Annotated in this window: 26 protein-coding genes and 1 pseudogene; 19 read left to right on the forward strand and 8 right to left on the reverse strand. The window is 70.9% G+C overall.

Translation table 11 applies throughout. The annotated features are described in order from the left end of the window. Nucleotides 1-23 precede the first annotated feature (23 nt). From BLT28_RS16300 to BLT28_RS16335, 8 genes are all read left to right on the forward strand, one after another. Complete coding sequence (locus BLT28_RS16300; RefSeq protein WP_030431483.1) at nucleotides 24-1,229, forward strand: glycosyltransferase; 1,206 nt, start codon at nucleotides 24-26, stop codon at nucleotides 1,227-1,229. Then, the gene (locus tag BLT28_RS42005) at nucleotides 1,226-3,121 is read left to right on the forward strand and encodes a class I SAM-dependent methyltransferase (RefSeq protein ID WP_231950804.1); all 1,896 of its coding nucleotides are present in this window, start codon (nucleotides 1,226-1,228) and stop codon (nucleotides 3,119-3,121) included. The genes BLT28_RS16300 and BLT28_RS42005 overlap by 4 nt, the downstream gene beginning before the upstream one ends. A 97-nt stretch (nucleotides 3,122-3,218) precedes the next feature. Beyond that, nucleotides 3,219-5,084: a class I SAM-dependent methyltransferase gene (locus BLT28_RS42010; protein ID WP_231950805.1), complete on the forward strand. Its 1,866-nt coding sequence runs from the start codon at nucleotides 3,219-3,221 to the stop codon at nucleotides 5,082-5,084. A gap of 22 nt (nucleotides 5,085-5,106) precedes the next feature. Then, on the forward strand, nucleotides 5,107-5,730 hold the full coding sequence (locus BLT28_RS16315; RefSeq protein WP_030431486.1) for a TetR/AcrR family transcriptional regulator: 624 nt from the start codon (nucleotides 5,107-5,109) through the stop codon (nucleotides 5,728-5,730). Continuing rightward, nucleotides 5,727-6,293, forward strand: a complete 567-nt coding sequence (locus tag BLT28_RS16320; protein ID WP_030431487.1) for a DUF1349 domain-containing protein — start codon at nucleotides 5,727-5,729, stop codon at nucleotides 6,291-6,293. Before BLT28_RS16315 ends, BLT28_RS16320 begins: the two co-directional genes overlap by 4 nt. Before the next feature lie 63 nt (nucleotides 6,294-6,356). Next, complete coding sequence (locus BLT28_RS16325) at nucleotides 6,357-6,692, forward strand: hypothetical protein (RefSeq protein ID WP_030431488.1); 336 nt, start codon at nucleotides 6,357-6,359, stop codon at nucleotides 6,690-6,692. 27 nt (nucleotides 6,693-6,719) lie between these two features. Then, nucleotides 6,720-7,121, forward strand: a complete 402-nt coding sequence (locus BLT28_RS16330) for a phage holin family protein (RefSeq protein ID WP_030431489.1) — start codon at nucleotides 6,720-6,722, stop codon at nucleotides 7,119-7,121. Next, entirely contained in the window at nucleotides 7,118-7,453 is a 336-nt protein-coding gene (locus BLT28_RS16335) for a DUF3618 domain-containing protein (protein WP_052407709.1), read from the forward strand. Before BLT28_RS16330 ends, BLT28_RS16335 begins: the two co-directional genes overlap by 4 nt. Before the next feature lie 42 nt (nucleotides 7,454-7,495). Here BLT28_RS16335 and BLT28_RS16340 read toward each other — a convergent pair whose 3' ends face one another. Both BLT28_RS16340 and BLT28_RS16345 read right to left on the reverse strand, forming a co-directional pair. Beyond that, nucleotides 7,496-7,975: a hypothetical protein gene (locus tag BLT28_RS16340; protein ID WP_052407710.1), complete on the reverse strand. Its 480-nt coding sequence runs from the start codon at nucleotides 7,973-7,975 to the stop codon at nucleotides 7,496-7,498. Nucleotides 7,976-8,031: 56 nt separating this feature from the next. After that, complete coding sequence (locus BLT28_RS16345; protein ID WP_030431492.1) at nucleotides 8,032-9,687, reverse strand: DUF885 domain-containing protein; 1,656 nt, start codon at nucleotides 9,685-9,687, stop codon at nucleotides 8,032-8,034. Between the two features lie 235 nt (nucleotides 9,688-9,922). Between BLT28_RS16345 and BLT28_RS16350 the strand changes: the two genes are divergently transcribed. From BLT28_RS16350 to BLT28_RS16360, 3 genes are all read left to right on the forward strand, one after another. Continuing rightward, nucleotides 9,923-11,197 carry a glycosyltransferase 87 family protein gene (locus BLT28_RS16350; protein ID WP_052407711.1) on the forward strand — a complete coding sequence of 425 codons (1,275 nt, stop codon included), beginning with the start codon at nucleotides 9,923-9,925 and terminating at the stop codon, nucleotides 11,195-11,197. Between the two features lie 180 nt (nucleotides 11,198-11,377). Continuing rightward, nucleotides 11,378-11,962, forward strand: a complete 585-nt coding sequence (locus BLT28_RS16355) for a hypothetical protein (RefSeq protein ID WP_030431494.1) — start codon at nucleotides 11,378-11,380, stop codon at nucleotides 11,960-11,962. Between the two features lie 49 nt (nucleotides 11,963-12,011). Beyond that, complete coding sequence (locus BLT28_RS16360) at nucleotides 12,012-12,668, forward strand: RES family NAD+ phosphorylase (protein WP_030431495.1); 657 nt, start codon at nucleotides 12,012-12,014, stop codon at nucleotides 12,666-12,668. On the opposite strand, the gene BLT28_RS16365 is transcribed toward BLT28_RS16360, so the two are convergent. The 3 genes from BLT28_RS16365 to BLT28_RS40175 all read right to left on the reverse strand — a co-directional run bounded on the left by BLT28_RS16365 (nucleotide 12,650) and on the right by BLT28_RS40175 (nucleotide 16,044). After that, on the reverse strand, nucleotides 12,650-13,195 hold the full coding sequence (locus tag BLT28_RS16365; RefSeq protein WP_052407712.1) for a GNAT family N-acetyltransferase: 546 nt from the start codon (nucleotides 13,193-13,195) through the stop codon (nucleotides 12,650-12,652). The two genes, BLT28_RS16360 and BLT28_RS16365, sit on opposite strands and share 19 nt — an antisense overlap. 71 nt (nucleotides 13,196-13,266) lie before the next feature. Beyond that, complete coding sequence (locus tag BLT28_RS16370; RefSeq protein WP_030431497.1) at nucleotides 13,267-15,204, reverse strand: S9 family peptidase; 1,938 nt, start codon at nucleotides 15,202-15,204, stop codon at nucleotides 13,267-13,269. 66 nt (nucleotides 15,205-15,270) lie between these two features. Further along, nucleotides 15,271-16,044 (reverse strand): IclR family transcriptional regulator, encoded by a 774-nt coding sequence (locus BLT28_RS40175; protein ID WP_052407713.1) that lies wholly within the window; start codon nucleotides 16,042-16,044, stop codon nucleotides 15,271-15,273. Between the two features lie 175 nt (nucleotides 16,045-16,219). On the opposite strand from BLT28_RS40175, the gene BLT28_RS16380 reads away from it, so the two are divergent. Then, complete coding sequence (locus BLT28_RS16380; RefSeq protein WP_030431499.1) at nucleotides 16,220-17,251, forward strand: alcohol dehydrogenase catalytic domain-containing protein; 1,032 nt, start codon at nucleotides 16,220-16,222, stop codon at nucleotides 17,249-17,251. Between the two features lie 57 nt (nucleotides 17,252-17,308). Here the strand turns inward: BLT28_RS16380 and BLT28_RS16385 are convergent, their stop codons facing one another. Then, nucleotides 17,309-18,295: a TerC family protein gene (locus BLT28_RS16385; protein WP_030431500.1), complete on the reverse strand. Its 987-nt coding sequence runs from the start codon at nucleotides 18,293-18,295 to the stop codon at nucleotides 17,309-17,311. 233 nt (nucleotides 18,296-18,528) lie between these two features. Here BLT28_RS16385 and BLT28_RS16390 point away from each other — a divergent pair, with 233 nt between their 5' ends. The 4 genes from BLT28_RS16390 (at nucleotide 18,529) to BLT28_RS16405 (ending at nucleotide 23,097) form a co-directional block, all read left to right on the forward strand. Then, nucleotides 18,529-18,822: a putative quinol monooxygenase gene (locus tag BLT28_RS16390; protein ID WP_030431501.1), complete on the forward strand. Its 294-nt coding sequence runs from the start codon at nucleotides 18,529-18,531 to the stop codon at nucleotides 18,820-18,822. Between the two features lie 78 nt (nucleotides 18,823-18,900). Beyond that, on the forward strand, nucleotides 18,901-19,194 hold the full coding sequence (locus BLT28_RS16395; RefSeq protein WP_030431502.1) for an antibiotic biosynthesis monooxygenase family protein: 294 nt from the start codon (nucleotides 18,901-18,903) through the stop codon (nucleotides 19,192-19,194). A 112-nt stretch (nucleotides 19,195-19,306) separates the two neighbouring features. Continuing rightward, the gene (locus tag BLT28_RS16400) at nucleotides 19,307-22,186 is read left to right on the forward strand and encodes an alpha/beta fold hydrolase (protein WP_030431503.1); all 2,880 of its coding nucleotides are present in this window, start codon (nucleotides 19,307-19,309) and stop codon (nucleotides 22,184-22,186) included. Beyond that, a complete protein-coding gene (locus BLT28_RS16405; RefSeq protein WP_052407715.1) occupies nucleotides 22,183-23,097 on the forward strand; it encodes an ABC transporter permease in 915 nt (304 codons plus the stop codon). Before BLT28_RS16400 ends, BLT28_RS16405 begins: the two co-directional genes overlap by 4 nt. Before the next feature lie 12 nt (nucleotides 23,098-23,109). Here the strand turns inward: BLT28_RS16405 and BLT28_RS16410 are convergent, their stop codons facing one another. Further along, on the reverse strand, nucleotides 23,110-23,337 hold the full coding sequence (locus BLT28_RS16410) for a hypothetical protein (protein ID WP_157376082.1): 228 nt from the start codon (nucleotides 23,335-23,337) through the stop codon (nucleotides 23,110-23,112). A gap of 473 nt (nucleotides 23,338-23,810) precedes the next feature. On the opposite strand from BLT28_RS16410, the gene BLT28_RS16415 reads away from it, so the two are divergent. Further along, nucleotides 23,811-24,656 carry a helix-turn-helix domain-containing protein gene (locus BLT28_RS16415; RefSeq protein ID WP_030431506.1) on the forward strand — a complete coding sequence of 282 codons (846 nt, stop codon included), beginning with the start codon at nucleotides 23,811-23,813 and terminating at the stop codon, nucleotides 24,654-24,656. 21 nt (nucleotides 24,657-24,677) lie between these two features. On the opposite strand, the pseudogene BLT28_RS42875 reads toward BLT28_RS16415, so the two are convergent. Next, nucleotides 24,678-25,055 (reverse strand): annotated as a pseudogene (locus tag BLT28_RS42875) (VOC family protein); the annotation flags it as partial. Nucleotides 25,056-25,229: 174 nt separating this feature from the next. Between BLT28_RS42875 and BLT28_RS40180 the strand changes: the two are divergent. Then, on the forward strand, nucleotides 25,230-25,583 hold the full coding sequence (locus BLT28_RS40180) for a recombinase family protein (RefSeq protein ID WP_162184885.1): 354 nt from the start codon (nucleotides 25,230-25,232) through the stop codon (nucleotides 25,581-25,583). A 146-nt stretch (nucleotides 25,584-25,729) separates the two neighbouring features. Next, a complete protein-coding gene (locus tag BLT28_RS40185) occupies nucleotides 25,730-25,876 on the forward strand; it encodes a hypothetical protein (RefSeq protein ID WP_156051280.1) in 147 nt (48 codons plus the stop codon). Nucleotides 25,877-26,473 lie beyond the last annotated feature (597 nt).

The following is a 26,473-nucleotide window of genomic DNA, read 5'->3' on the forward strand; positions in this document are numbered from 1 at the left end:
TCCTTCCCTGAGGAATTCGCCAGATGAGTCGTTTCCTGTTCGTCGTGCCGCCGCTTGTCGGCCACACCAACCCGACGGTCGGTGTGGCCGCACGGCTCGTCGAACGCGGCCACGAGGTGGCCTGGGCGGGCCACGAGGAGTTCACCCGCCACCTCGTCGGCCCGCAGGCAACCGTGTTCCCCTGTGCGGGCCCCCTGCTCGGCCAGGAGGGGGCGCAGCGCCCGCCCGAGCTGCGCGGGCCCGCGGCGCTGAAGTTCCTGTGGGAGAACTTCCTCGCCCCGTTGGCCAGGGACATGGTCCCGGGCGTGCGGGCCGCCTGCGCCGAGTTCCGCCCGGACGTCGTCGTCGCGGACCAGCAGGCGGTGGCCGGAGCCATCGTCGCGAACTCCCTCGGGCTGCCGTGGGCGACCTCCGCGACGACCTCCGCCGAGTTCACCGATCCCTTGGCCAGCATGCCCAAGGTCGAGGAGTGGTTGCGGAACCTGTTGCAGGGCCTGCAAACGGAGTTCGGGGACACCCGGCTCGACATGGACCTCCGGTTCTCCCCCTACCTCGCCCTGGCGTTCACCACGAGGGCGTTGATCGGCGAGACCGCGCACGAGAACGTGCGCTTCGTCGGGCCGTCGATCACCGAGCGTCCCGACACCGACGACTTCCCCGACGCCGAGCTCGACGATTCGCGGGCGAAGGTGCTGCTGACCCTGGGCACGGCGAACGCCGACGCCGGTGAGCGCTTCCTGCGCGAGGCCGTCACCGCGCTCGTCGAGCGCGCCGACCGGGTCCAGGCGATCGTCGCCGACCCGGCGGGCGTGCTGACCGGACACCCCGGCGGCGGCGCCGTCGTCGCGGCGCGGGTTCCCGTGCTGCGCCTGCTGAAGCGGCTCGACGCGGTGATCTGCCACGCCGGGCACAACACCGTGTGCGAGACGCTCTCGCACGGGCTGCCGCTCGTGGTCGCCCCCATCCGCGACGACCAGCCGATCGTCGCCCAACAGGTGGTCGACTGCGGTGCGGGCATCCGGTTGCGCTTCAACCGGGCCACCGCCGAGCAGATCGGCAAGGCCGTCGACTCCGTGCTCTCCGACGCGGACCACCGGGCCGCGGCCGAACGGGTGCGGGACTCCTTCCGCGCGGCCGGCGGGGCGGCCGGCGCGGCGAAGCACCTCGAGCTCCTGGCGCACGACGCCACCGCCACCGCTCTCGCGGGCACAGGAGGGACCACAGCGTGACCGCAGGAAAGTCGTCGAAGACCTGCTCGCAGGGTCAAGCATCGACACAGCGCCGCCGTTCCGGGAAGTGGGTCCGGCGCACCATCCAGGCCGGGCTCATCGCGGGACTCGTGCTGGACACCGCGCAGCTGCGCCGCAGGTTGGCAGGCCTGCGCACGCTGCCGGACCGCCCGGAACCCGGTCAGGACCGGTTCCGGGTGCTGGAGGCCGAGGACGTCCGGGTGGACCGGGCGACGCTGGCCGCCGCCCGCGCGCACGCCCAGGCCGAAGGTCTGTCCACTTTGGACCTCGTGCCGCGGGACCTCCCCGTCGCCCAGGCGCTGGACCTGTTGCGCGCGGTGGACCCGACGACCTACCGCACCGACCGGCAGGCCCCCGGCCGGGGCGCGCTGCACGCGACGCTGGCCGACGACGGCGTGCTCCGCGCGGCGGGGATCCCCACCGACAACGGGCATCCGAGCGCACCGGAGCTGGCCGAGGCGATCGCGCAGCTGAAGCTGCACGCGCCGGGCGGCACCGACCTCATCGTCGCGCCACGGCTGACCAGCGCGCCGGACGTGGTGGCCAAGGACCCCGAAGTGCTGGCGTCGATGCACGGTGAGAACACCATGGGCGCCCTGCTGCCGCAGCTGGCGTGGCTGTCCGCGCTCGCGGCGAGCACGCTGATCAACCCGGCGTGGGCGCTGGCCGCGATCGGCGCGTGGTCCGCCCAGCCGCTGATCGTCTTCTACGGCAGCAAGAACATGCGCCCGGCGGACCTGCTGTCCTACAGCGCCAGCCGCGCGGTGAAGGAGCCCAAGCGGCTGTTCGCCGCGATGGCCGCCGCCCAGTCCCACACGGCCGAGCGGGTGGACCCGGTCGAGGAGCGCCGCCCCGCCTACCAGGCCGATCTGGCCAAGGGCATCGATCGCTTCTTCGGCGAGCGCCGCACCGACTGCCCGTGGTGCTCCTCCACGCGCCTGGAGGTCCGGCTGCGCACGCGGGACCTGTTCCAGCGCAAGCCCGGCACGTTCGTGCTGGACCGCTGCCAGGACTGCGGGCACGTCTTCCAGAACCCGCAGCTGACCTCGGCGGGCCTGGACTTCTACTACCGCGACTTCTACGACGGCATGGGCGAGAAGAAGCTCGACTCGCTGTTCAAGGCGCGCGGGGTGATGTACCGGCCGCGCGCGGAGTCGCTGAAGCGCTTCGCCCAGCCCGAGTCCTGGCTCGACGTGGGCACCGGCCACGGCCACTTCTGCAACGCCGCGCGGGAGGTGTGGCCGCAGACCACCTTCGACGGTCTGGACATCACCGACGGCATCAAGCTCGCCGAGCACCGCGGCTGGATCGACCGCGGCTACCGCGGCAGCTTCGTCGAGCTGTCGCCGTCCATGGCCGCGAACTACGACGTGGTCAGCATGTTCCACTACCTGGAGCACAGCCTGGACCCGAAGCTGGAGCTGGAGGCGGCGCACACCGCGCTGCGCTCCGGCGGTCACCTGGTGATCGAGGTCCCCGACCCCGAGGCGCGCTGGGCGAACCTGCTCGGCAAGTGGTGGATCCCGTGGCTGCAGCCGCAGCACCTGCACTTCGTCTCGATCGGCAACCTCCGGCGGCAGCTGGAGAAGATGGGCTTCACCGTGGTGCTGGAGCAGCGCGCCGAGGCGCACGAGCCCATCGACCTGCTGTCGGCGGCGTGGACGCGGCTGAGCAACCTGGCGGCCGGCGGTGAGGACCTGCCCTGGTACCCCGCCAAGCCCGATCCCACCCGCAAGGCGATCCGCGCGGCCACCCTCGCCATCGGCAGCCCGGTGCTGCTCGCGGCGAGCCTGGCCGACGGCGCACTCCGCCCCTTCGCGGCACGCCTCGGCCTGACCAACGCCTACCGCGTCATCGCCCGCAAATCCTGACCCACGCCGGCGCACCGATCGCGGCGGACCGGGACCCGCACGTCACCCACAAGATCGGGTAATCGGGTTACCGCAGGTAGACGCCGATATCCGAACTATGTCCAAGCGTGGATGGTCCAAGGCGGTGCGCGTCCTGCCCATGGTCGCGATGCTGGTGACGGTGCTCGACGCGCTGGCGAAGCGGCGCAGGCTGGCCGGGCTGCCGGTACTGCCGCTCGTCCCGAGGCAACGCACCGGCGAGTCCGGTGTGGACAGGCGGGGTTCCGTGCTGCGCCTGGTGCGCGCCACCGGCGTCGTGGTGGACCGGGTCACCGAGACCGCCGCGCGCGAGCTGGCCGAGCGCGACGGGCTCGCGGTGGTCAACCTGGTGCCGAGGGACCTGCCCACCGGACAGGTGCTGGAGCTGCTGCACGAGGTCGACCCGCGCACCCACCGCCAGGACCGGCAGGCGAAGGGCCACGGCGGCGGGCACGCGGTGCTCGCCGAGCACCAGCTGCTGCAGAAGGTGGGCCTGCCCCGGCGCGGCGTGCCCAGCCCGGTGGAGCTGGCGCGGGCGGAGAAGGAGCTCAAGCCGCACGCCGCGGCACAGACCCAGGTCGTGCTGGCGCCCCGGTTGTTCTCCTCGCCCGCGGTGCTCGCCGAGGACGCCGAGGTGCTGCGGGTGCGGCACGGCTCCCGGCTCGGCCCCGACCTGACCACCGCGCTGTCGATCCCCGCGTTGATCGTCGCAAGTGGACTGTTCAGCCCCGGCTGGGCGTTCGCCGCGCTGGCCGCGTGGTCGGCGCACCCGTTGATGGTGCTCGGCGGCAATCGGCACCTCAAGCCGGCGGACCTGTGGTCCTACAGCTTCCTGCGCCTGGTCCGCGAGCCGAAGCGGCTGGTCGCGGCGCTGCGGGCGGACGCGGCGCACCGGGCCGACGGCGAAGACCCTGTGCAGCAGCGGCGGGCCCGGTACCAGGCCGACCTGGCCGCCGGGCTGGACCGGTTCTTCGAGCCGGAGCGGGCCGACTGCCCGTGGTGCGGGGCCACCGAGCTGAAGGTGCGGCTGCGCTCGGGTGATCTGAACCAGGGCAAGCCCGGTGAGTTCAAAGTGGACGAATGCCTCTCGTGCGGTCACGTCTTCACCAACCCGCAGCCGACCGCCGAGGGGCTGGCCTTCTACTACCGCGACGCCTACGACGGGCTGAACGAGGACCTGATCCAGGGCCTGTTCGGCACCCGGCGCGGGTACTTCCAGCCGCAGGCGGAGACTGTGCGCCCCTTCCTCACCCCGGAGAAGTGGCTGGACGTGGGCACGGGGCACGGTCACTTCTGCAACGCCGCCAAGGAGGTCTGGCCGCGGACCAGCTTCCACGGGCTGGACATGAGCGACGGCATCCCGCTCGCGGAGCGCCGGGGCTGGGTCGACCGCGGCTACCGCGGCATGTTCGTCGACCTCGCGCCGACCATGCCGGACCGCTACGACGTGGTCAGCATGTTCCACTACCTGGAGCACAGCAAGGACCCGCAGCTGGAGCTGGAGGCGGCCACCAAGGTGCTGCGGCCCGGCGGGTACCTGCTGATCGACGTGCCCGATCCGGCCTGCCGCTGGGCGAAGCTGCTCGGCAAGTGGTGGTCCATCTGGCTGCAGCCGCAGCACCTGCACTTCTTCCCGGTTGAGAACCTGCGCGAGCGGCTGACCGAGCTGGGCTACACCGTGGTCCTGGAGCAGCACGCGGAGGCGCACCAGCCTGCCGACCTGCTCATGTCGGCCTGGACGGCGCTGCGCGCGGTGGCCCCGGAGCGGGACGTGCCCTGGCGTCCGGAGCCGCCGTCGACGCTCAGCCGGATCGCCAGGGGCGTGACCTTCGCGGCCGGGACACCACTGATGGCCGCGGGCGTCCTGGCCGACGTCGCGCTGGCCGACGTCGCCGAGAAGTACGGGCTGTGCAACTCCTACCGCCTGCTCGCCAGGAAGGACTGAGCACCGCGTCTAGGGTTGGATCATGGGTGACACCCGCAGACGGCTCATCGACGGCGCGGTCGAGACGATCCGCGCGCACGGCATCGCGGCGGTCTCCGCCCGCACGATCGCGGCGACCGCGGGGGTCAACCAGGCCCTGGTCTTCTACCACTTCGACAGCGTCGACAACCTGCTCGCGCAGGCGTGCCTGGTCACCACGGAGGAGCGGGTGGCGCGCTTCCGCGAGCGCTTCGCCGCGGTGGACTCCTTCTCCGGGCTGCTAGCGCTCGGCGCCCAGGTGCACCAGGACGAGACCGAGGCGGGCAACGTCACCGTGCTCGCGCAGATGCTCGCCGGGGCGCAGCGCGATCCGAAGCTGGCCGAGGCGAGCGCGGCCGCCGTGCGGCTCTGGATCACCGAGATCGAGCACGTCCTGCGCCGCCTGCTCGCCGGCTCACCGCTGGACGGCCTGCTCGATCCCACGACCCTGGCGCGGACGGTCGCCGCGACGTTCGTCGGGCTGGAGCTGTTCGAGCCGGTCGCCCCGATCGGCTCAACGCTGCAAGAGCTGGCCACGCTCGTCGAGGTGATCGACGAGCTCGGTCCCGTCGCGCGTCGCGTGGTACGCGCGAAACTGCGCAACACCGTCAAGAAGGAGCGTTCATGAGCGACATCACCGCGTTCGGCGTGTCCGGCTGGAGCTGGCTCAACCCGCCCGCCGAGTGGTCCACTGTGGACGGGCTGACGGTGACGTCCAAGGACGACAGCGACTTCTGGCGCACCACGCACTACGACTTCGTCCGGGACACCGGGCACGCGCTGCTGCGGCCGGTGCGCGGGGACTTCGTGCTGCGGCTGAGCTTCACCGGCTCCTACACCGAGCAGTACGACCAGGCCGGCGCGCTGCTGCGGATCGACGAGCGGAACTGGATCAAGACCGGGATCGAGTTCGTCGACGGCGAGCACTTCCTCAGCGCCGTGGTGACCAGGGACTTCTCCGACTGGTCGGTGGTGGCGCTTCCCGAGCTGACCGGGCCGGTCTCTCTCGTGGTCGACCGCACCGGTGACGCGGTGACCGTCCGTTACGGCATCGGCGGCGACGAGCCGGGCACCCTGCTGCGCCTGGCGTACTTCCCACCGGGCGGCGAGGTGCTCGTGGGCCCGATGTGCGCGTCCCCGCAGGGCAAGGGCTTTCCGACCCGGTTCCACGACTTCGAGGTGCGCACCTGATCAACTGGGTAGCGCGCCTGCCGCCCGGGTACCCGATGTGCTCCACCAGCCGGGAGGTGCGCGATGGGTACCCAGACCGCGGAGGAGACCCCGCGCACCGAGGTCGCCCAGGAGTTCCTGGTCACCTCCTCGTTGCGCCGCCTGCTCATCATGAGCGTGCTCGGCATCCTGTTCGTTGTCACCGGGCACGAGCCGTTCGGCACCGCGGCCACCCACGTCGCCGCGGTCGGTCTGGCGATCAGCATGGTGTTGCGGCCCGCGCGCGCCGAACGGGTCCAGGCCAGGGCGGAGCGCACCCGATGGCGGGTCCTCGTGCCCAGGTGGATCTGCTCCGGACGGGAGCACCAAACGCAAGCACCGCTGCTCCGCTACCGGATTGACCGGCGCCGCCCGGGGTAACCGACATCGTCAGGAAGGGAGCTGACGATGTCGAAGACAGCGAACGCGGAGCCGACCACCGGTGAGCTCGTTTCGCAGTTGTCCGAGCAGGTTTCCCGCCTTGTGCGGGACGAGATGCGGCTCGCGCAGGCCGAGCTGAAGGAGAAGGGCAAACGGGCCGGCGTCGGCGCGGGCGCGTTCGGGGCGAGCGGAATCCTGGCGCTCTACGGGCTGGCCGCGGTGTTCGCCGGGATCGTGCTGCTGCTGGCGCTGGGCATGGCTCCCTGGCTGGCGGCCTTCGTCGTCGGCGCGGCGCTGCTGCTGATCGCCGGCGTGCTGGCACTGGTCGGCAAGAAGCAGCTCGCGAAGGCCGTGCCGCCGGTGCCGGAGCAGGCGATCGCCAACGTGCGCCAGGACATCACCGCGCTGAAGGAGGGAACCCCTCGATGACGACGAAGCGGACCAACGACGGCATTGACGTGATCGGCAGCGCGGAAGCCAAGCAGGACAACGAGAAGATGAGCCCGGAGGAGCTGCGCGAGGACATCCTGCACACACGCGCGCAGCTCGCCGGGACCGTGGATGCCTTGTCCTACAAGCTGGACGTGAAGGCACGTGCGAAGGAGAAAGCCGAACAGCTGCGCGAGAAGGCACAGCTCGCCACGGGACACGCGGTCGACTGGGCGCGCACGGTGGACCGCAAGCGAGCGGCCGCCACCGCGGGCGGAGTCGTGGCGGGAGTGCTGGTGCTGTGGCTCATCAAACGCAGGAAGCACAAGTGAAACAAGCCCCCGTCGATTGCGACGGGGGCTTGTTTCTTGCTGCTATCCAACGGGTTCCAGTTCTCGGAGCGCCTTCTCGACGGCGTCCACGACGATCGGGTGCCCCAGCGGCAGCGGGGCACCGGCATCGTTGCGCGTGTCCTCGCTGACCGCGACCACCCGCACGGGAACGGGAAGCGCGCCGAGCGACCGCTCGTCCGTGACCGGGTCCACCAGCAACACCGAACGCACGACGTCGGCGTGCAGCTGCGAGACCCGCACCGCCGCCTCCGCCGCGGTCCCGTTCGCGAGCACGTACACGCGCTCGGCGTCCTGGGGCACGAAGGCGAAGGCATCTCCGCGCTGCTCAAGGAAAACCGGCATCCGCACCCAACCGATCCTGGCCCGGTCGAGCAGCGGCTGCCACGTCGGTGGCAGGTCGCCGCGTTTGGCTTCCCCTTCGGCATCGAGCACGAGCAGCGCGGGTTCACGGCACCGGCCCTCGTACACGACCGGCGGCCCCTGCGAGCGCGGGGAGTTCATGTTCGCCTCCTCGAGAGTCGACACAGCTCCCCGCCGGATACCCGTTGCGAGGACGGCTATCCCAGCTCAGCCACCCACGCCGCGACGACATCGGAGAGCACCGACAGCGGGAGCGACCCGCCGCTGAGCACGACGTCGTGGAAGGCGCGGATGTCGAAGCGGTCGCCGAGCGCGCGCTCCGCCTCCGCGCGCAGACGCAGGATCTCCAGGCGGCCCACCATGTACGACAGCGCCTGTCCCGGGTAGGAGATGTAGCGATCGGTCTCCGAGGAGATCTCCACCGCGGGCATCGGCGTGTTCTCGGTGAGGTAGTCCACCACCTGCTGACGGCTCCACCCCAGCGCGTGCACGCCGGAGTCGACCACCAGCCGCGCGGCCCGCATCGAGTCCATCGACAGCATGCCCAGCCGCATCACGTCGTCGGAGTACAGGCCCATCTCCTCGGCCAGCCGCTCGGTGTAGAGGCCCCAGCCCTCGGCGTAGGCGTTCACCACGGAGACCCGGCGCAGCATCGGCAGGTCGGTGAGCTCCTGCGAGATGGCGATCTGGAAGTGGTGGCCGGGCACCGCCTCGTGGAAGGCCAGCGCCTCGCAGCCGAACCGGAACCGCTCGCTCGCCTGGTAGGTGTTGAGGAAGTAGATGCCCGGCCGCGATCCGTCCAGCGACGGCGACATGTAGTAGGCGGCGGGGCTGGCCGGGGCTTCGGCCGCGGGCACCTCGCGGACCTCGCAGGAGGACTCCGGCTGCAGGTTGAACCACTGCGGCGCCGCGGTCTCCGCCTTGGCGACGGCCGTCCGCGCCGCGGTCAGCATCTCGTCGGCGTCACGCCACCGCAGGTCCGGATCGGTGCGCATCCGGGAGAAGATCTCCGCGAGGTCGGTGGTGCCCCACAGCCGCGAACCGATCTCCTTGTACTCCTCGGCCAGCTTGGCGATCAGGTCGAGGCCGACGCGGTGCAGCTCCCGCGGGTCGCGGTCGGTGGTGGTGTGCAGCCTGGCCAGCGTGGCGTAGCGCCGCTCGCCCTCGGGCAGCCAGCACAGCCCCGGCTTGTCCTCCGGGCGGCCGTGCGGCAGCACCTCGTCGATGAGCAGCTGACGGTACTTCGCGTAGGCGGGGTGCACCTGCTCGCTGAGCACGCGGTCCAGCTCCGGAATGAACGCCTCGTCGGTGACGGGCCCGCGCAGGACGTCGCCCTCGGTGTCGGCGAGGTAGCGCTCGATGTAGTCGATGGCGCCCTGCACGAGGTGCGCGACGGGCAGCAGGCCGTCGGCGACCGCGGCGACGTTGCGCTCGCCCAGCTCCGCGAGGACCCGTGGGATCTCGCCGAGGCGGGCGAGGTAGGCCCTGGTGTGCTCCGGCGTCTGGCACACCGCCATCGGGATCGCGGTCAGCATCTCCGCGTACGGGGCGATGAAGTCGTCGGTGACCGTGAAGTCCACGAAGCGCACGTCGAACTGCTCGAGCGCGGCCTCGGCGTTGTGCACCACGACCGCCCTCGTCACCGCGTCCTGGGCGCTGAGCCCTTCGACGGGCAGCGCACGCGCTCGGTCGAGGACGTCGGTGTAGCGGGCGATCAGCTCCGCCTCGAACTCCTGGGAGAACCCGCCGAGCAGGTGGTCCCGCTCGCGCATCCCGGTGATCGTGGCGAAGACCGGGTTCTGGTCGAAGATCACGTCAAGCAGTTCGTCGGCGAGCCGGTCCACGGCGGACATCCGCCACCCCCAAAGAGTTGTTGTCCTGTCCGCATCCTAACCGCCCACCGCCGCGGTCCCTGCCACATCTGGTGCGTTGAGCGCACTGAATGAGTCATTCGGTGCGTTGAAGTACCTCAATGGCTCATTCAGTGCGTAAGCGCGCACGGGCGGGCGGCGGCGGGACCCGAAAGCGGGGCGGTTCGGGCACTGCCTAGGCTGGGCCGGTCCCCCGACGCCTGCCCCCTGGGGAGCCATGCCGTTCCTGGCCACGTCATCGCCCGAGGCCAACGGTGACCAGAACCCCTCGGTCATCGAACGCACGCTCGTGCTCCCCACCTGGCTGCGGATCTTCGCCCCGGTGCTGCTCGTGGTGGCGCTGGCGGCGCACGCGGTCACCGTCGTCGTCTGGCCGGGCCACCAGATCATGATCGACGTGCTGGTCTACAGCGCGGGCGGCGACGTGGTGCTGCAGGGACGGCCGCTCTACGCGGGCCCGGTGCTCAACGCGCTGGAGTTCACCTACACGCCGTTCGCCGCGCTGATCTTCACCCCGCTCGCGCTGTTCGACCCGGACACGCTGAAGATCCTGTCCACGGTGGCCAACCTGGCCCTGCTGGTCGCGGCGATCTGGTTGTCGCTGCGCCGCCTCGGCTACCGCGCCAACCGCGACCTGGTCCTGCTCACCGTGCTGCTCACCGGCCCGCTGTTCTGGCTGGAGGCCGTGCGCACCACGTTCTGGCTCGGCCAGATCAACCTGCTGCTGCTGGTGATCGTGCTGTGGGACCTGACCAGCCGGGCGGGCAACCGCTGGAAGGGCGTCGGGGTCGGCATCGCGGCGGGTATCAAGCTCACCCCCGCGATCTTCATCGTCTACCTGCTGGTGACCCGCCGCTTCCGCGCCGCGGGGGTGGCGACGGCGAGCTTCCTCGGCACCATCGGGCTCGGCTTCCTGGTCATCCCCGCCGACGCGGTGAAGTACTGGACCGGCACCTTCTTCACCTCCGGCCGGGTCGGCCCGACGATCTGGCCGAGCAACCAGTCCGTGCGCGGCATGCTGGCCCGTTTCTTCGGCACCAACGAGCCACCGACGATCCTGTGGCTGGTGGTCGCCGGAGCCCTCGGCCTCGCCGGGCTCGCGGTCGCGGCGTGGGCGGCCAACCGCGGCAACGAGCTGCTCGGCGTCACGATGTGCGGCCTCACCGCGACGACGGTCTCGCCGTTCTCCTGGTGCCACCACTGGGTCTGGTTCGTTCCGCTGCTGGTCTTCGGCGTGCACGCGGCCCTGACCTACCGGGCGAGGGGGGCGAGCGCCCTCGTCGCCGCGGTGTACCTGCTCGGCTTCGCCTGGCTGGTGAAGGTGCACCAGCTGACCCCGCCGCACACCCCGCCCCCCGACAGCGGGCTGTTCCTCTGGGACGCCCCGGCCTGGCTGGAGCCGGTGAGCCGCAACGTCTACCTGCTGGCGTTCGTGCTGGCGCTGGGCTATGTGGCGCAGTACCTGCGTCGCACCGCGCCCGGCGTTTTGTGATTTCTGTCACGGCTTCGTAATCGCATCACCGCGCACGGCGTGGGACACTGCTTTCTTGTGTGATTTCCCCACAAGCCTCTTTTACTGTGCGTGATGTTCTCACCCACATTCGGCCTAGCCACTGGTTCTCCTCAGCGATCCGGAGAGCACGAACCCGCACACATGCGCTACTCTGTGCGTATGAGTGTTGCGCTGGAGGATGTCCTGGCCCGAGCGGGACTCCGCGTCACCGCCACCGAGTTCCTCTCCCTCGTGGAGGACGCGGCGCGCAAACTGGCACCGCCGCACCCCGACCCCGCGGCCTACTTCTCCGCCGACCAGCGCGCCGCGTTGGCCGAGGTCGGAGCCGATCTGCGCCCCCGGGCCGCCGACGAGGCCGACCCCAGGGCGAGGTCCGTCGCGGCCCAGGCCGTGCTGCGCGACTCGGCCCTGTCGGTGGCCGACGCCGCGCGCTGCCTGGACGTGGACACCAGCCGCATCCGGCACCGGGTGAGCGCGGGCCGGTTGACGGGATGGAAGGATCGGGGCGGCTGGCGCCTGCCGGCGTGGCAGTTCACCGACAACGGCGTGCTGCCGGGTCTGGAGGTCGTGCTGGCCTCGATCCCGGCCGATCAGCCGCCGCTGGTGGTGGCCGCCTTCATGACGACACTCCAGGAGGACCTGATGCTCGGCGACCGCCCCGCAACGCCTCGGGACTGGCTGCTCGCCGGCGGCGACCCGGTCCGGGTGGCCCAGCTCGCCTCGGTTCTGGGGACTCCGGCCTGACGAGTTCTCGTCACGCCAGTCGCCCCACGACCGAGACGACAGGACACGAATGGCACGGCTCCCCCAGCCGCCGTCCGCAGCCGCCCTGCAGGCCCTGCTGCGCCGCACCGAAGACGTGGTCGCGGTGCACCGGGCCACTCGCCTGGTGAGGATCTTCGCCGCGGGAGGTACCCACCCCCAGCGGTGGAACTCCTTCCGCTACGCGGGACCGCTGCCGCACGCGCGCTTCGACCCACACCCGCCCGCCGTCGGCGGCGTCTACCAGGAGACGCACGAGAACGGCGTGCTCTACTTCGGCCTGTCCGTGCGGACCAGCGTCGCCGAGGTCTTCCAGGCCACCTCCACGGTGGACCGCCGCACCCGCAGCCCGCACCTGGTGGTCATGCGCCCCAAGCGGACGCTGCGGCTGCTCGACCTCGCCGGGCTCTGGCCGACCAGGGCGGGCGCCTCGCAGGCGATGAGCAGCGGCCCGAAGAACCGCACCCAGGCCTGGGCGAGGGTGATCCGGGCGGCCTACCCGGAGCTCGACGGGCTCTGGTACCGCTCGTCGATGGACTCCGGCAACCCCGCGATCTGCCTGTGGGACCCGCCGGGCGGCAGCGGGATGCCCGCGACGCCCGACGTGCTGCTGCCCCTGGACCACCCCGGCCTCGACCTGCCGCTGGGCCGGATCTGCCAGGAGCTGAACTACACGCTGTTGGGCTGATCCACGCGCAGTCGCACGGAGTACCTGCGTTCCGGCAACCGCGCGCCGTTGAGCTCGAAGTCCTTGTGCACGTCGTCGTCCTGCCAGCCCTGGGAGCGGTAGAAGTTGCGCGCCAGGACGTTGTCGTCGAGGACCCAGAGCACGGCGCCTGCGAACCCGCTCTCGGCGAGGTGCCGCAGACCCGCGCGGTGCACGGCGCCGCCCGCACCGGTCCCCCACAGGTCGGGATCGGCGTAGATCGCGTACAGCTCCCCGGTCGGCTCCGGGAAGTCCTCGTCGTCCGAGCGGGCCGCGCCGACCCCCGCGTAGGAGCCGATCCGGCCCGACTCGTCCACCGCGACGAACACCGCGGCGGGTTCGGGGGAGGTGATCCACCGCTCCCACCCGGGCACGCGCTGTTCGGGGTCCATCGAGTCGAGGAACGCGTCGTCCACGATCCCCCGGTACGCCCGCCGCCACGCGTTCACGTTGATACGGGCGATCTCCGCCGCATCTGCCACGGCCGCCCGGCGCACTGTCCACGTCATGGTGGGAAGCGTGCGCCAAGCGGCCGCAAACGGCGAACCGATTTCTTCAAGATCTCGATATTCGGTCGGAGCTACCCGAGGTGCCTGCTCCACCATTCGAGCACCGCGTCGAAGCGCTGCTTGCGGTGCAGGGGCAGGCCACTGCGGCTGAGCTCGTGCCCTTCACCGGGGAACAGCAGGAACTCGGCCGCGACACCGTTGCGGCGCAAGGCGACGAACTGCCGCTGGGCCTGCTCGATCGGGCAGCGCCAGTCCTCCTCGGAGTGCACGACGGCGAACGGGATCGTCACCTTGTCCGCGTGGTAGAGCGGGCTCTGCTGCCGCTGCGCCTCCAGGTCCGCGCCGCAGTAGGCCTCCGCGAAGTACCACCCGATGTCGGAGGAGCCGGTGAAGGAGTCCCACGCGTTGACCGCGCGCTCGCTCCACGCCGCCTTGAACCGCTCGCCGTGGTGCGCGGCCAGCCAGCTCGTCATGAAGCCGCCGTACGAGCCGCCCATCACACCAACGCGATCGGCGTCGCAGTCGGGGCGTTCCAGTGCGGCGTCCAGGAGCGCGAGCACGTCGTCAGCGTCCACCGTGCCCATCGCGCCGATGATCGCCCGGCCGTGCTTCTCGCCGTATCCCGCGGAGCCGCGGGGGTTCGGCAGCACGACGGCGTACCCGGCCTCCGCGTACACCTGGGCCTCGTCGAAGAAACCCCAGCCGTAGTAACGGAAAGGCCCGCCATGCACGTTGAGGAGCACGGGGTGCGGCCCCTCGCCCTCCGGCAGCACCAGCCACCCGTGCACGGGGTACCCGTCCGGCGCGGTACCGGTGATCTCGATCGTCTCGCGCACCCCGGTCGCCCGCAGCTCGGCAGCGAAATCCGTGCGCACCAACGGGTTCTCCGTCTCCAGGGTGACGACCTCTCCCGGACTGTCCACAGTGGAGACAACGGCGGCGATGCGCGAACCGTCCGCGGTGAAGGCGTTGACCACACCGCGCTCGCCCAGCACCGGCTTCAGTTCGTCCAGCACCGCGTTCTCGGCGCCGTCGGGCACCAGGCGCAGCTCGTTCGCCCCGCGCACGCGCACCACGACCAGCACTCCGCCGGGAACAGGAACCGGTGCCCCGGAGCCGGACTCGCAGTCGACGGTCTCGGTGTCGGTGAGCCGGGTACCGGTCGTCGGCTCACCGCCGATGCGCAGTGGCGCACGGAAGAGCCCGCTGTTGCGCGCGACCGCGTGGATGCCCTCGAACTCGGCGCCGTAGTAGAGGACATCGCCGTCGGGCAGCACGACGGGGTGCTCGACGGCTCCGTTGGAGCGCACGGCGAGGGTGAGCGCGCCGCTGCCGTCGGCCGGAATGGCGTACAGGTCCTCGTGCAACGTGTCCCAGACGTCGAGGTCGCGATCGGAGACGACCAGGAGATGCGTGCCATCCGGTGTCCACGCGGGCGAGGAGACGCGGGTCGTGCCATCGGTGAGCTGGACCGGCTCGGCGTCGAAGTCCAGCGCGTCGACCACGAACAGCCGCGGCCGCCGGTCGCTGATGAAACCGATGTTGTCGAAGCGGTACTGGAAGCCGGTGAAGCGGCGCGGAGCTTCCTTGGCCGCGGTCACGCCCTCCTCGGTGCCGTAGCGGCCCTCTTCGGGGATTCGCGCCACGAAGGCGATGCGCCGGGAGTCCGGGGCCCACACCGCGGCCTCGGTTCCGAGCGGCAACGCGGTGACGGCGCGGGCCTCCCCGCCGGAGGTCGGCATGACGTGCAGCTGCGGCTTGCCACCCTCCTCCGCGACGCGCAGGAACGCCACCCACTCGCCGTCCGGGGAGATGCGGGGCGCGGAGTCGCGCGTGCCGAAGGTCAGCCGGCGCGGTGACTCGGGGGTGTCGGTCAGCGGCACCCGCCACAGCGCGGAGCGGTACGCGTTGGCCGTCAGGTCCGGCCTCGCCACGTCGGTCAGGAGCAGATCTCCGTGCAGGGCCACCGTTCCGGGGGTGTGCAACAGCGCAAGGTCATCCGGTCGCATGAAACCGGACCGTACCTGACTATTAGCAAGGCGTAAGAAAAAAAGTCGCCATCGTTGTACACCTCGCTACAGCAGCAGCGTCGTCAGCGACTGGGCCGCATGGCGTACCTCGGGCGCGAAGGACTCGATCTGCTCACGGGTGACGAGGAAGGCCACCCCGGACACGCTGACCCCGCCGACCGGGCGGCCGGAGGCGTCCAGCAACGGCGCGGCCACGCAGCGGATGGAGGCCTCGTTCTCCTCGTCGTCGACGGCGTAGCCACGCTGCCGGACCTCGGAGAGTTCGGTGTCCAGCCGGTCGCGCTCGGTGATCGTGGCCGGGGTCCGCGGCGCCAGCCCGGCCCCGCCGAGGACGTCGTCGACCTCGCCCGCGCCGAGATGCGCCAGCACGCACTTGCCGATGGCCGTGCTGTGCAACGGCAGCCACATCCCGATCCGGGAGGAGGTGCGGAAGGGTTGGTCGGCTTCCACCTTGTGGGTGTAAACCGCGCGGTCCCCCGCGCGCAGCGCGAGGTGCACCGTGTGGCCCACCTGGCGCTGCAGTTCGGTGAGGACCTGCTCCACCCCGCGGTCGTCGTCCCCGGCCACCTGGGCGGCCATCGCGCGCAGCCGCGGCCCCGGCGCGTACCGCCCGCCGCCGTGGCTGTGCACGAACCCGCGGTCGGCGAAGGTGCCGAGGATGCGGTGGGCACTGGGCTTGGGCACCCCGGCCGTCGCGGCGATCTCGGCGAGCCGGTGCGGGGCGCCCGGCGTGGACACCGCCTCCAGCACCCGCAGGGCCTTCTCCACGGCGTTCCCGGCGGACGACGAACGACCGTTGCCCCCGGTCTCGGCTGTCATCAGAACTCCTCGCCGCGTTGATCTGCGACCTGTCATTCAAGCAGCGCCCCAGCCGTTCCACAACGCGGAACAAATCGGGCATATTCCCCTACAGAGCCCCCGGTCGGCCGATCAGGGCGGGCCCCGCGGTGGTCGATCACTCCAGTGGGATCACGTGCCTGCGGGGAGGTGCCGGATGACCCAGTTCACCGAGCGCGAGTTCGCCGCGGTGCTGCACGGGCCGCGCGATGTCCGGCTGGAGGAGGTGGACCGGCCGCGACCCGGTCCGGGGCAGGTCCTGGTCCAGATCGAGCGGGTCGGTCTGTGCGGGACCGACCTCAACTACTACGTCGACGGCCACAACGGCCCGACGGTGCTGAACGCGCCCACCGTGCTCGGCCATGAGGCGTCCGGCATCGTCGTCGGCGTCGGCGAGGGCACGCCGCCGAAGCTGCTCGGCAGGCAGGTCGCGCTCGAACCCGCGACCTCCTGCGGGGTCTGCCTGATCTGCCGCAGCGGCCGGTCCAACCTCTGCCCCAGCGGCTACTGCCTGGGCTCCCCGCCGACCAACGGCGCACTGCGCGAACACGTGGTGATCGAGCACCGCCTGGCCCATCCGCTGCCGGAGCGGCTCAACCCGGAGGAGGGCGTGCTGATCGAACCCCTCGCCGTGGGCTGCTGGGCGGTGCACCGGGCCAGGGTCGCGACGGGGCACCGCGTCCTGGTCACCGGCGCCGGGCCGATCGGCCTGCTCACCGCCAAGGCCGCGCTCGCGGCGGGGGCGCTGGAGGTCACCGTGGCCGACGTGCACCCGCAGCGGCTGGAGCTGGCCCGCAGGCTGCACCCGGGCCCGGTGGTGGACCTCAACACCGACGAGCTGCCCGGCGCGAGCATCGACCGCATGCTGGAGTGCTCCGGCGCCGCCTCCGCCCTGGAGGCGGTGGAGTCGCTCAAGCCCGGCGGGGTGATCGCGCTCGTCGGCGTCCCCCAGCGCTGGCCGGCCGCTCCCCTGGGCTACGTGCAGCGGTGGGAGGTGGACCTGGTCGGCTGCTTCCGCTACGGCCCGGCCGCCTTCCGCAGCGCCATCGGCTGGTCGGGCACCGGCCGGGTCCGGCTCTCCGGCCTGGTCACGGCCAGGTTCTCGCTGGCCCACACCGGCCAGGCGATCGAAACGGCGCTCACCGACCGCACCCAGCTCAAGGTGGTCGTCCAGCCCAACGCGGCCTAGAACGCGCAACGGGGGCCGGTGCGCGTGCACCGGCCCCCGTTCGACGTCGTGCCCGGGTCAGTCGAGCTGCTTGACCGCCTCCGGGTCGCGGCGGACCTTGATGAGGCTGGCGACGGTGGTGACCAGCAGGACGCCGACGATCACCGACAGCGAGAGCTCGATGCCGATGTGCGGCACGTCCACCGGCTGGCCGCCGTTGATGAACGGCAGCTGGTTGCCCGCCAGCGCCTCCAGGATCAGCTTCACGCCGATGAAGCCGAGGATCACCGAGAGGCCGACCGAGAGGTAGACGAGCTTGTTCAGCAGGCCGCCGATGAGGAAGTACAGCTGCCGCAGGCCCATCAGCGCGAAGGCGTTGGCGGTGAAGACCAGGTAGGTCTCCTTGGTGAGACCGAAGATCGCCGGGATCGAGTCCAGCGCGAAGAGCAGGTCGGTCGAGCCGATGGCCACCATCACCACGAACATCGGGGTGACCCAGCGCTTGCCGTCGATGCGCACGAAGGACTTGGACCCGTGGTAGTCCTGGGTCACCGGGAGGACCTTGCGCACCACGCGCAGCAGCGCGTTCTCCTTGAACTCCTCGTCGTCGTGCCCGGTGAACGCCAGCTTCCAGCCGGTGTAGATCAGGAACGCGCCGAAGAGGAAGAAAACCCAGGTGAAGCGCTCGATGAGCTGGGCGCCCGCCGCGATGAACGCGCCGCGCATGACCAGCGCCATCAGGATGCCGATCAGCAGCACCTTGTGCTGGTGGATCGCGGGCACCGAGAACGTCGACATGATGATGACGAAGATGAAGAGATTGTCGATCGACAGCGAGTACTCGGTGATATAGCCGGCGAAGAACTCACCGGCGAACTGCCATCCGGAAAACATCCAGATGCCCAGTCCGAACAGAACCGCGAGTGCGACGTAGAAGACGACCCATCTGGACGCCTCGCCGATCGTGACCTCGTGCGGCTTTCGGTCCACGATCACGAGATCGATCGCGATCAGGACGAGCAGGCCGACGATCGTCGCGATCCACAGCCAGACGGGAACGTTCACCATTCACCTCCGGTTCACAGGCATGCGCCATTGACCGGAGGTCTCTTCCGCCGGCTGCACTCAGCCGACCGACGGCACCGGGAGGGAACACCTCCGTGATGACGATGCCGCCGCGAAGGAATACTCCCCTCCAACAACGGAACAAGATTCTCATGCCCGGCCACCCTCGCACCAGCGGGGGTGAGCGGACACACGCTGCACGCCTCCCGGCGGGGCTGGGACGATGTGCGGCCATGATCCTCGAAGTCGCCGAGATCCTTGTCCAGCCGGGTGAGGAAGAGGAGTTCGAAGCCGCCTACCGGGTGGCCGTCACCCACCTGCTCGGCAGCGCCGGCTGCCATTCCGCCCGTCTGACCAGGGGCGTCGAGAATCCCAGCCGGTTCGTGCTGTTCGTGGAGTGGGAGAGCGTGCAGGCGCACACCGAGGGCTTCCGGAACTCCCCCGCGTTCACCCGTTGGAGGGAGGGCATCGGTCGCTTCCTCGTCGGCACGCCCAGGGTCGAGCACTTCGTCCCCGCTGGTGAGTGACGGCGCCGGGGCGCTGGGGACAGCCCTGACAAAAGTCACGGCTGGGCCGGGCGCCCCCGCCGTGCGACGATCAGCGATGTGATCGTCACGATCGCCGAGATCATCATCCGTCCCGGTGACGAGAACGCGTTCATCGCCGCCTACCACGAGGCGTCGCGGCATATCGCCGACTCGCCTGGCTGCCGGATGCTCCGGCTGGTCCGCGGGATCGAACAGCCGAACCGTTTTCTTCTTCTGTCCGAGTGGGTTTCACTGGAATCTCACATCGAGGGTTTCTATGGCTCGGACGGTTTCCTGTCCTGGCGCGCGGGCGTATGCGAATACTTCGTCGAACCGCCCTGCGTCGAACACGTTGTCGACCTGCGGGACTGAGCACGGGGCGCACCGGGCGTAGTAGCGCGGGCACGGTGCGTTGGTCCCGGACGCGTATCGATTCCACGTTCCGTGACGCCTTGCTCACGCGGCTTCGCATAACGTCGGCCCCGTGCCCGTCCCGCGCTCCCGAAACCGGGCGTTGTCCCTCCTCGCCCTCGTCGCACTGCTGATCTGCGGCGGGGTCGTGCTGTGGTCGAACACCCCGGCGACCCCCGCCCCCGTCACCACCCGTCCCGTGCTGCTCGACGTCGTCGACGGCCCGCAACGGACGGAGCGGGTGCAGATCGACGCCACCCTCTACCTGCCGGAGCGGACACCGGCACCGGCGGTGATCGTCGCCCACGGTTTCGGCGGCAGCAAGGACTCGGTGGCCGGTGACGCGACCGAGCTGGCCAACCGGGGCTTCGTGGTGCTCGCCTACTCCGCGCGCGGTTTCGGCCGTTCGACCGGGCAGATCGCGCTGAACGCGCGCGACTACGAGATCGCCGACGCCGAGCAGCTGGTGAGCTGGCTCTCCCGGCAGCCGGAGGTCTCGCTCGACGGGCCGGGGGACCCCAGGGTCGGCGTCACCGGCGGTTCCTACGGCGGCGCACTGTCGCTGATGCTGGCCGGGGTCGACCGGCGGGTGGACGCGATCGCACCGGTGATCACCTGGAACGACCTCGCGCAGGCGCTCGTCCCGAACGCGGCGACCCGGGACACCGCCGCCCCCGGCACCCCCGCGGGCGGCGGAAGTGCCGAGAACGGCGTGTTCAAGCGCGCGTGGGCGGGCATGTTCTTCTCCTCCGGCCTCGGCCCCGCGAACACCGGTGGCGGTGGCCGCGGTCCGGAGGCACCCGATCCCGGGGTCCCGTCCACCGGCACCGGTACGACGGCCCCGCCGGGGGCCGCCACGCCGCCGCAGGGCGGTGAGCGAGGTGCGCCGAACCTCGGCGCCCTGGGTCAGGGGCCTGCCACCTGCGGCCGCTTCCGGCCCGAGGTCTGCGCGGCCTACACGGAGGTGGCCACCACCGGCAGGGCCGGTCAGCAGACCCTCGACCTGTTGCGCCGCTCCTCCCCGGTCAGCGTCGCCGACAAGATCACGGTGCCCTCGCTGATCGTGCAGGGCGAGCGGGACACCCTCTTCGGGCTCGACCAGTCCGACGCCAACGCCAGGCAGATCGCCGCGGCGGGCGGCAAGGTCAAGACGATCTGGTACGCGGGCGGTCACGACGGCGGCGGGCCGGGACCGGTGCTGCGCGGGCAGATCGCCGACTGGTTCGCCTTCCACCTCTCCGGCCAGGGCACCGACCCGGGCACCGGGTTCTCCTACGCCGTGCAGGGCGCCTTCCGCACCGGCGGCGGCGTGTCCGTGCGCGAGGTGGTCTCGGCCGTCTATCCCGGTCTGCGCGGCCAGAACCCGGTGCGGCGGGACCGGTTCGAGCTGATCGGCGGTGCCCAGCCGGTGATCAACCCGGCCGGGGGCAACCCGGCCGCGGTGAGCGGGTTCCCCGGACTGTCCGACCGGGTGGGCGGTTCGTCGTCCGCGCTGAGCACCGGGCTGGCCGTCGACATCCCGGGCCAGTCGGCGAGCTTCACCACGCGTCCGCTGGACGAGCAGGTGCTTGTTGCGGGGGCGGCAAACGTCCGGCTCCGGGTGCGGTCGATCCCCGGCCAGCCCGCCACCGGCGAGGCGGTGCTGTTCGGCAAGCTCTACGACGTCGGCCCGGACGGGCGGCGCACGCTCGCCGGTGGCGCGGTCGCGCCGGTCCGGGTGACCGGGCTGCCCGCGGACGGATCCCCGGTCGAGGTGACCGTCGCGCTGCCGGGTGTGGTGCGGCCGATCGAGGCCGGGCACCGGATCCAGGTCGTCTTCGCCACCACCGACCAGTCCTTCGCGGGCGCGACCGAACCGGCGACGCACCTGGTCGAGGTCGATCCGACCCTGTGGGTCCCCGTCGTGCCCGGCACGCGCAGCGCCTCCCCCGCTCCGGTCGGAGCCCTGATCGGCATCGGCGTGGTGCTCGCGGTGGCCGTGGCGGCCGCGCTGGTCGCCAGGTTCCGCAGGCGGCACGCCGACGACGTCGATCAGTCCCTTGTGGACACCCCGTTGGTGATCAGCGGTCTGCGCAAGGAGTACAAGGGCGGGCTGAGGGCGGTGGACGGCCTGTCCTTCACCGTGGAGCGCGGCCAGGTGCTCGGCCTGCTCGGTCCGAACGGCGCGGGCAAGACCACCACGTTGCGGATGCTGATGGGGCTGGTCCAGCCGACCGAGGGCGAGATCAGGGTCTTCGGCCACCGGGTGCGCAGCGGCGCGCCCGTGCTGTCCCGCATCGGGTCCTTCGTGGAGGGTTCGGGTTTTCTGCCGCACCTTTCCGGTGAGGCGAACCTTCGGCTGTACTGGGCGGCCACCGGCAGGCCCGCCGAGGAGGCGCGCTTCGACGAGGCGCTGGAGATCGCCGGGCTCGGCAAGGCGGTGCGGCGCCGGGTGGGCACCTACAGCCAGGGCATGCGGCAGCGGCTGGCCATCGCGCAGGCGATGCTGGGGCTGCCGGACCTGCTGGTGCTCGACGAACCGGCCAACGGCCTCGACCCGCCGCAGATCCACCAGATGCGCGATGTGCTGCGGCGCTACGCGGCGACCGGCAGGACGGTGGTGGTCTCCAGCCACCTGCTGGCCGAGGTCGAGCAGACGTGCACCCACGTCGTGGTGATGCACCGGGGCCGCCTCGTGGCCTCCGGTGAGGTCACCGAGATCGTCGCGGGCGGTGGCGCGGCGTCGTTCCGGGTCGACCGCCCGAGCAGCGCGGTGAACACGCTGCGCACCCTGGAGGGCGTCAGCGAGGTGAGCGCCGAGGGCGAGTTCGTCTCGGCGGAACTGGGCCTGTTGCCGAGGGCGGTCGCCGTGGCGGCGTTGGTCCAGGCGGGCATCGCGGTGGAGCAGGCCGGTCCGCGGCGGCGCCTCGAGGACGCCTTCCTGCAGCTGGTCGGTGAGGAGTCGGTGCAGTGAGCGAGCAGGTGTTGACCGAAGCTTCGGCGGCGGAGCGGCCCGCGGCGGCGCAGGAGAGGCGGACGCGCGCGGACGGGGCGATCGCGGGCTACCGCGAGCGGCGGACCCTGCCGTTGCGGGTGGAGCTGGCCCGGCAGTTCGGCAGGCGGCGCACCCAGGTGACGCTGGGCCTGCTCGCGGTGCTGCCCGTGGTGCTGCTGCTCGCCTTCGAGCTGGGTTCCAGCGGCACGACCCGCCGCCAGGGCGGGCTGGTCGACCTGGCGACGGCGAGCGGCCAGAACTTCGTCACCTTCGCGTTGTTCGCCTCGGCGAACTTCCTGCTGGTCGTCGTGGTCGCGTTGTTCTTCGGCGACACCGTGGCCAGCGAGGCGTCGTGGTCCAGTTTGAAGTACCTGCTGGCCATCCCGGTCCCGCGCGGCCGACTGCTGCGGCAGAAGGCGCTGGTCTCCGGCCTGCTGTCGGTGCTGGGCCTGCTCGTCCTGCCCGCGATGTCGTTGCTGGTCGGTCTGATCTGGTACGGCGGGGGCGACATGGTGACGCCGACCGGCGAGTCGGTTCCGCTCGCAGACGGCCTGATCGCCCTGGGCCTGGCGCTGTGCTACCTGGCCGTGCACCTGTTCTGGGTCGCCGGGCTGGCGCTGCTGCTGTCGGTGTCCACCGACGCCCCGCTGAGCGCGGTGGGCGGCGCGGCACTGGTGTCGATCGTGTCGCAGATCCTCAACCAGATCACCGATCTCGGTTCCCTGCGCGAGTTCCTGCCCACGCACTACTCCTACGCGTGGTCGGACCTGCTGAGCACCGACATCGACTGGTCGAACATGGCGGCGGGTGCGTTCTCCGCGCTGGCCTACGGCACGTTCTTCGTGCTGCTGGCCGTGCGGAAGTTCGCGCGCAAGGACATCACCAGCTGAGGCAGCGGGGCCTCAGAACCACAGCAACCCGACGGTGCCGCCCGGCAGCAGCACGACGGCCGCGATCGCGATGAGCGGCGCCGCGATGGCGACGACGATCCGGCCCGTGCTCGCCCCGTCGCGGCGCGGCTCCCCGATCATCAACGACCCCAGCACGATGGCCAGCACGATGGCCAGGAACGTGATCAGCCGGTCGGAGAACGAATAGGCCGACGCGGCCGCTGCGGCGAGAGCTCCCATGCCCACACCGAACACCCTCCACCCCCTCAAGGTCAACATTCCACGCCGCCTCCGCGCTCTTGACCGGCTCGGGAGCACTCCCTTCCCACCGCTTTGCGTTCACAACACGCTTTCCCCTGTGTCATAGGGCCCCATTCGGCAAAGCACGCGGGAAGCCCGAGGATGAGGGCACCCGCGCGATTCGCATCCCCTTCGCCCAGCACTCCTTCCCCGCCCCTGAGACGGATTTACCCCAGGGCCCACCTGCGCGTTGACGCACCCCGGCAAATGCCGGAATAATCGAATTAGGGGGTCCCCCTGAGCGGGCGAAAGCCACCCTCGCCCACCTCTCTCGCGCGCCCGAGCTTTTGCCACCGTGGCAATCAATAACGCGTTGGAGTGATTCCCCGTTCCCGGGCCCGTTCAGCGGCCTTTTTCGTCAGTGCCCCACGCCACCATTGCGCCGCACTCGTCGACGACGCTGGAGGGCACACATGACCGACCCCGAGCCGACGCTGCGCGGGCAGGAGCTCGGCGAACAGCTGCGCAGGCTGCGCGTCGCCGCGGGCCTGACCCTGGCCGACGCCGGGGAGCGGATCGACGCCTCCAGCAGCAAGCTCAGCCGGATCGAGTGCGGCAAGCGCTGCGCCCGGGTGGAGGACGTCGCCGCGCTGCTGGCCCTCTACGACGTGACCGGCGACCGCCGCGCCCGGCTGCTGGCGCTGGCCAGGGAGACCGACCGGCGCGGCTGGTGGCAGCCCTACCACCCCGACCACGAGGAGCGGCTGCGCACCCTGCTGAAACTGGAGGCCGAGGCCAACGGCATCGTCGACTTCCAGGCCACGCACGTGCCGGACCTGCTGCAGACCACCGAGTACGCGCGGGCGCTGCTGACCGAGAGCGAGATGCTCACCGAGCGGGAGATCCGCCAGCTGGTCACCACCAGGAAACGACGCCGGGCCCGGTTGCGCGGGGAGCGCTCGCCCACCCTGCTGGCGATCACCACCGAGCCCGCGCTGCGCTACACCGTCGGCGGCGTCCCGGTGCAGCGCAGGCAGCTCGACCACCTGCTGCGGATGTCCACGCGGCGCGGGGTGACCCTGCTGGTGGTGCCGAACTCCGGCCGGGCCAACGTGGGCTGGACCGGGTCGTTCTCGATGTTCGCGCGCAGCAGGCCACCGACGGTGGTCTTCGTCGACCACCTCACCTCGCACCTGTTCCTGGAGGACGACAGCGACGTCGAGACCTACGAGCGCGCGGTGGACCGGCTGGTGGACGCGGCGCTGGACACCGGGGAGTCCGCCGCGTTCATCGCCCAGGTCGCCAAGGAGCTGGAATGAGCGGCACTGCACGCAGAACTCGTCGCCCTCCGGGTCGACCAGCACCACGCAGCGCTCCCCCGGCTCCTCCAGCGTGCACCGGACCCGCGCACCGGCGGCGACGAGGCGCTCCACGTGCTCGTCGACCGCCGTCGCGCGCTCGGCGGCATCGCTGATCCCCTTGCCGGCGTTGACATCCAGGTGCACCCGGTTCTTCGCGATCTTGCCTTCGGGCAGTCGTCTTTTGAGACGTAATCGCCTGACGATGTGTATATGACCAGGTACGTGGCACTGCACTGCCGGATTTCGGTGGATCGCGGGCCGTAAAGAGGGCGTGGAGGCGCAGGAGCGCTGGGGGCGCGCGTACGCGGCGAAGACGTGGCCGGGGATGCCGATCCGGGTGTTCGCCGACAACGACATTTCGGCGTTCGATGAGAACGCGGTGCGCCCGGACTACAACCGCTTGCGAGAGGCGATCGAGCGAGGCGAAGTCGCGCACGTGTGGGCGGTTGAGCAGTACCGGGTAGAGCGCCGGGAGACTCCGTGGTTCGAGCTTGCGGCCTTGATGGACGGGATCGTGCGGGGCGCGACGACGTGGCCGGGATCAAGGCGGTACTCGGCGCCGGTGAGATTCGCCGCAACAAGGCACGGCTCAACGACACGTTGGCGGACAAGGCGGCCCTGGGCCAACCGCCGGGAAGCCGCCCGCTCGGCTACCAGCATGGCAAGACCGAGGATGGCGCGAAGACCTATGTGCAGGTGCCTGAAGAGGCTGCGGCGATCCGGCAGGCGGCGGAGTGGGTGTTGTCGGGGTGGTCGCTGGCGAACATCGCCGCTGAGCTACGGCGCCAGGGTTTGCGCGGGGCGCATGGCAGACAGATTCAGCCGAGCGCGGTCACGTCACGTGCTTGCCGACCGCGCGGGCGTACCCCGGATCAGTCTGGCTGAGGATGACGACGAGACGCAGCGGTGCACCGAAGCCATTCGCGTTCTTCATGAGCATCCGGAGGTGCCCAAGGGGGTGCAGTCGGGGCCGGACTGGACGCGCCCGATCTGGCCCCGCGTCGGTACAGGAGAGCGGCAGCAGAGCCGTGATGCCGCTGTGTGAAGCCAAATACGGCGACGTCTGGTCCACCGTGCCGTACCCGATGGCCACGATCATCGGGGAGGTCCATCTCCGGAAGACGCGCTACGGGATCGGCTGGTCCATCGTGCACTTCCGCGACTGCACCCCCATCTAGGACGACGCCTCCGAACGGCCGCCTCCCCCAGCCCCCACGGCCACGACCGCCACGCCTGCGATGATCGACTGCTCGGGCGTGACGCGACGCTGTCCGCTGCCAGCTCGGCGACGCGCGACGCGTCGCGTCGATGGGTTCCCTTCCTGTTTCGGGCAGGAAGGGAACCCCCGATATCCCGATCATCCACACCGGACAGGACGGGGACGTTTCCGCAGGGCAAGATCAACACATCGCCGGCCCGACTCGCCAGCTCACCCTAACGGCCTAACATTAACTCGCTTGTCGGCAACGACGGCCGACCGCGCACGCCACGACGGGCGCCTTTGAACGACGAGAGCGCCGCAAACACGACTCCGCTTTCCCGAGCATGCGTTCGAAGTCAGCCCGTTGCGGATCGGCGGCCGTGACCGGCCCGCCGCGTGCGTGTCGACATGAATATCTTGGGTTTAGTCGGGCAGGTCATAGTCAGCGCTGACGGACACCCACGTGGCCGGACAGAAAGCGGTCGCCCAGTAGCCCTTCTGCGTCCAGTCACTGAAGAAGACCTGCCAGTCACCACGAGTCGACTTACACCGAACGCCCACGCGGAACGCGCTG

Origin of the sequence: Allokutzneria albata, assembly GCF_900103775.1 — a bacterium.
Taxonomy (GTDB): domain Bacteria; phylum Actinomycetota; class Actinomycetes; order Mycobacteriales; family Pseudonocardiaceae; genus Allokutzneria; species Allokutzneria albata.

Bases quoted from the DNA above. Each gene is read 5' to 3' on its own strand.
- BLT28_RS16300 (WP_030431483.1), top strand. From the start codon at position 24: ATGAGTCGTTTCCTGTTCGTCGTGCCGCCGCTTGTCGGCCACACCAAC.
- BLT28_RS42010 (WP_231950805.1), top strand. From the start codon at position 3,219: ATGTCCAAGCGTGGATGGTCCAAGGCGGTGCGCGTCCTGCCCATGGTC.
- BLT28_RS16315 (WP_030431486.1), top strand. From the start codon at position 5,107: ATGGGTGACACCCGCAGACGGCTCATCGACGGCGCGGTCGAGACGATC.
- BLT28_RS16320 (WP_030431487.1), top strand. From the start codon at position 5,727: ATGAGCGACATCACCGCGTTCGGCGTGTCCGGCTGGAGCTGGCTCAAC.
- BLT28_RS16325 (WP_030431488.1), top strand. From the start codon at position 6,357: ATGGGTACCCAGACCGCGGAGGAGACCCCGCGCACCGAGGTCGCCCAG.
- BLT28_RS16330 (WP_030431489.1), top strand. From the start codon at position 6,720: ATGTCGAAGACAGCGAACGCGGAGCCGACCACCGGTGAGCTCGTTTCG.
- BLT28_RS16335 (WP_052407709.1), top strand. From the start codon at position 7,118: ATGACGACGAAGCGGACCAACGACGGCATTGACGTGATCGGCAGCGCG.
- BLT28_RS16340 (WP_052407710.1), bottom strand. From the start codon at position 7,975: ATGAACTCCCCGCGCTCGCAGGGGCCGCCGGTCGTGTACGAGGGCCGG.
- BLT28_RS16345 (WP_030431492.1), bottom strand. From the start codon at position 9,687: ATGTCCGCCGTGGACCGGCTCGCCGACGAACTGCTTGACGTGATCTTC.
- BLT28_RS16350 (WP_052407711.1), top strand. From the start codon at position 9,923: ATGCCGTTCCTGGCCACGTCATCGCCCGAGGCCAACGGTGACCAGAAC.
- BLT28_RS16355 (WP_030431494.1), top strand. From the start codon at position 11,378: ATGAGTGTTGCGCTGGAGGATGTCCTGGCCCGAGCGGGACTCCGCGTC.
- BLT28_RS16360 (WP_030431495.1), top strand. From the start codon at position 12,012: ATGGCACGGCTCCCCCAGCCGCCGTCCGCAGCCGCCCTGCAGGCCCTG.
- BLT28_RS16365 (WP_052407712.1), bottom strand. From the start codon at position 13,195: ATGACGTGGACAGTGCGCCGGGCGGCCGTGGCAGATGCGGCGGAGATC.
- BLT28_RS16370 (WP_030431497.1), bottom strand. From the start codon at position 15,204: ATGCGACCGGATGACCTTGCGCTGTTGCACACCCCCGGAACGGTGGCC.
- BLT28_RS40175 (WP_052407713.1), bottom strand. From the start codon at position 16,044: ATGACAGCCGAGACCGGGGGCAACGGTCGTTCGTCGTCCGCCGGGAAC.
- BLT28_RS16380 (WP_030431499.1), top strand. From the start codon at position 16,220: ATGACCCAGTTCACCGAGCGCGAGTTCGCCGCGGTGCTGCACGGGCCG.
- BLT28_RS16390 (WP_030431501.1), top strand. From the start codon at position 18,529: ATGATCCTCGAAGTCGCCGAGATCCTTGTCCAGCCGGGTGAGGAAGAG.
- BLT28_RS16410 (WP_157376082.1), bottom strand. From the start codon at position 23,337: ATGGGAGCTCTCGCCGCAGCGGCCGCGTCGGCCTATTCGTTCTCCGAC.
- BLT28_RS16415 (WP_030431506.1), top strand. From the start codon at position 23,811: ATGACCGACCCCGAGCCGACGCTGCGCGGGCAGGAGCTCGGCGAACAG.
- BLT28_RS40185 (WP_156051280.1), top strand. From the start codon at position 25,730: ATGCCGCTGTGTGAAGCCAAATACGGCGACGTCTGGTCCACCGTGCCG.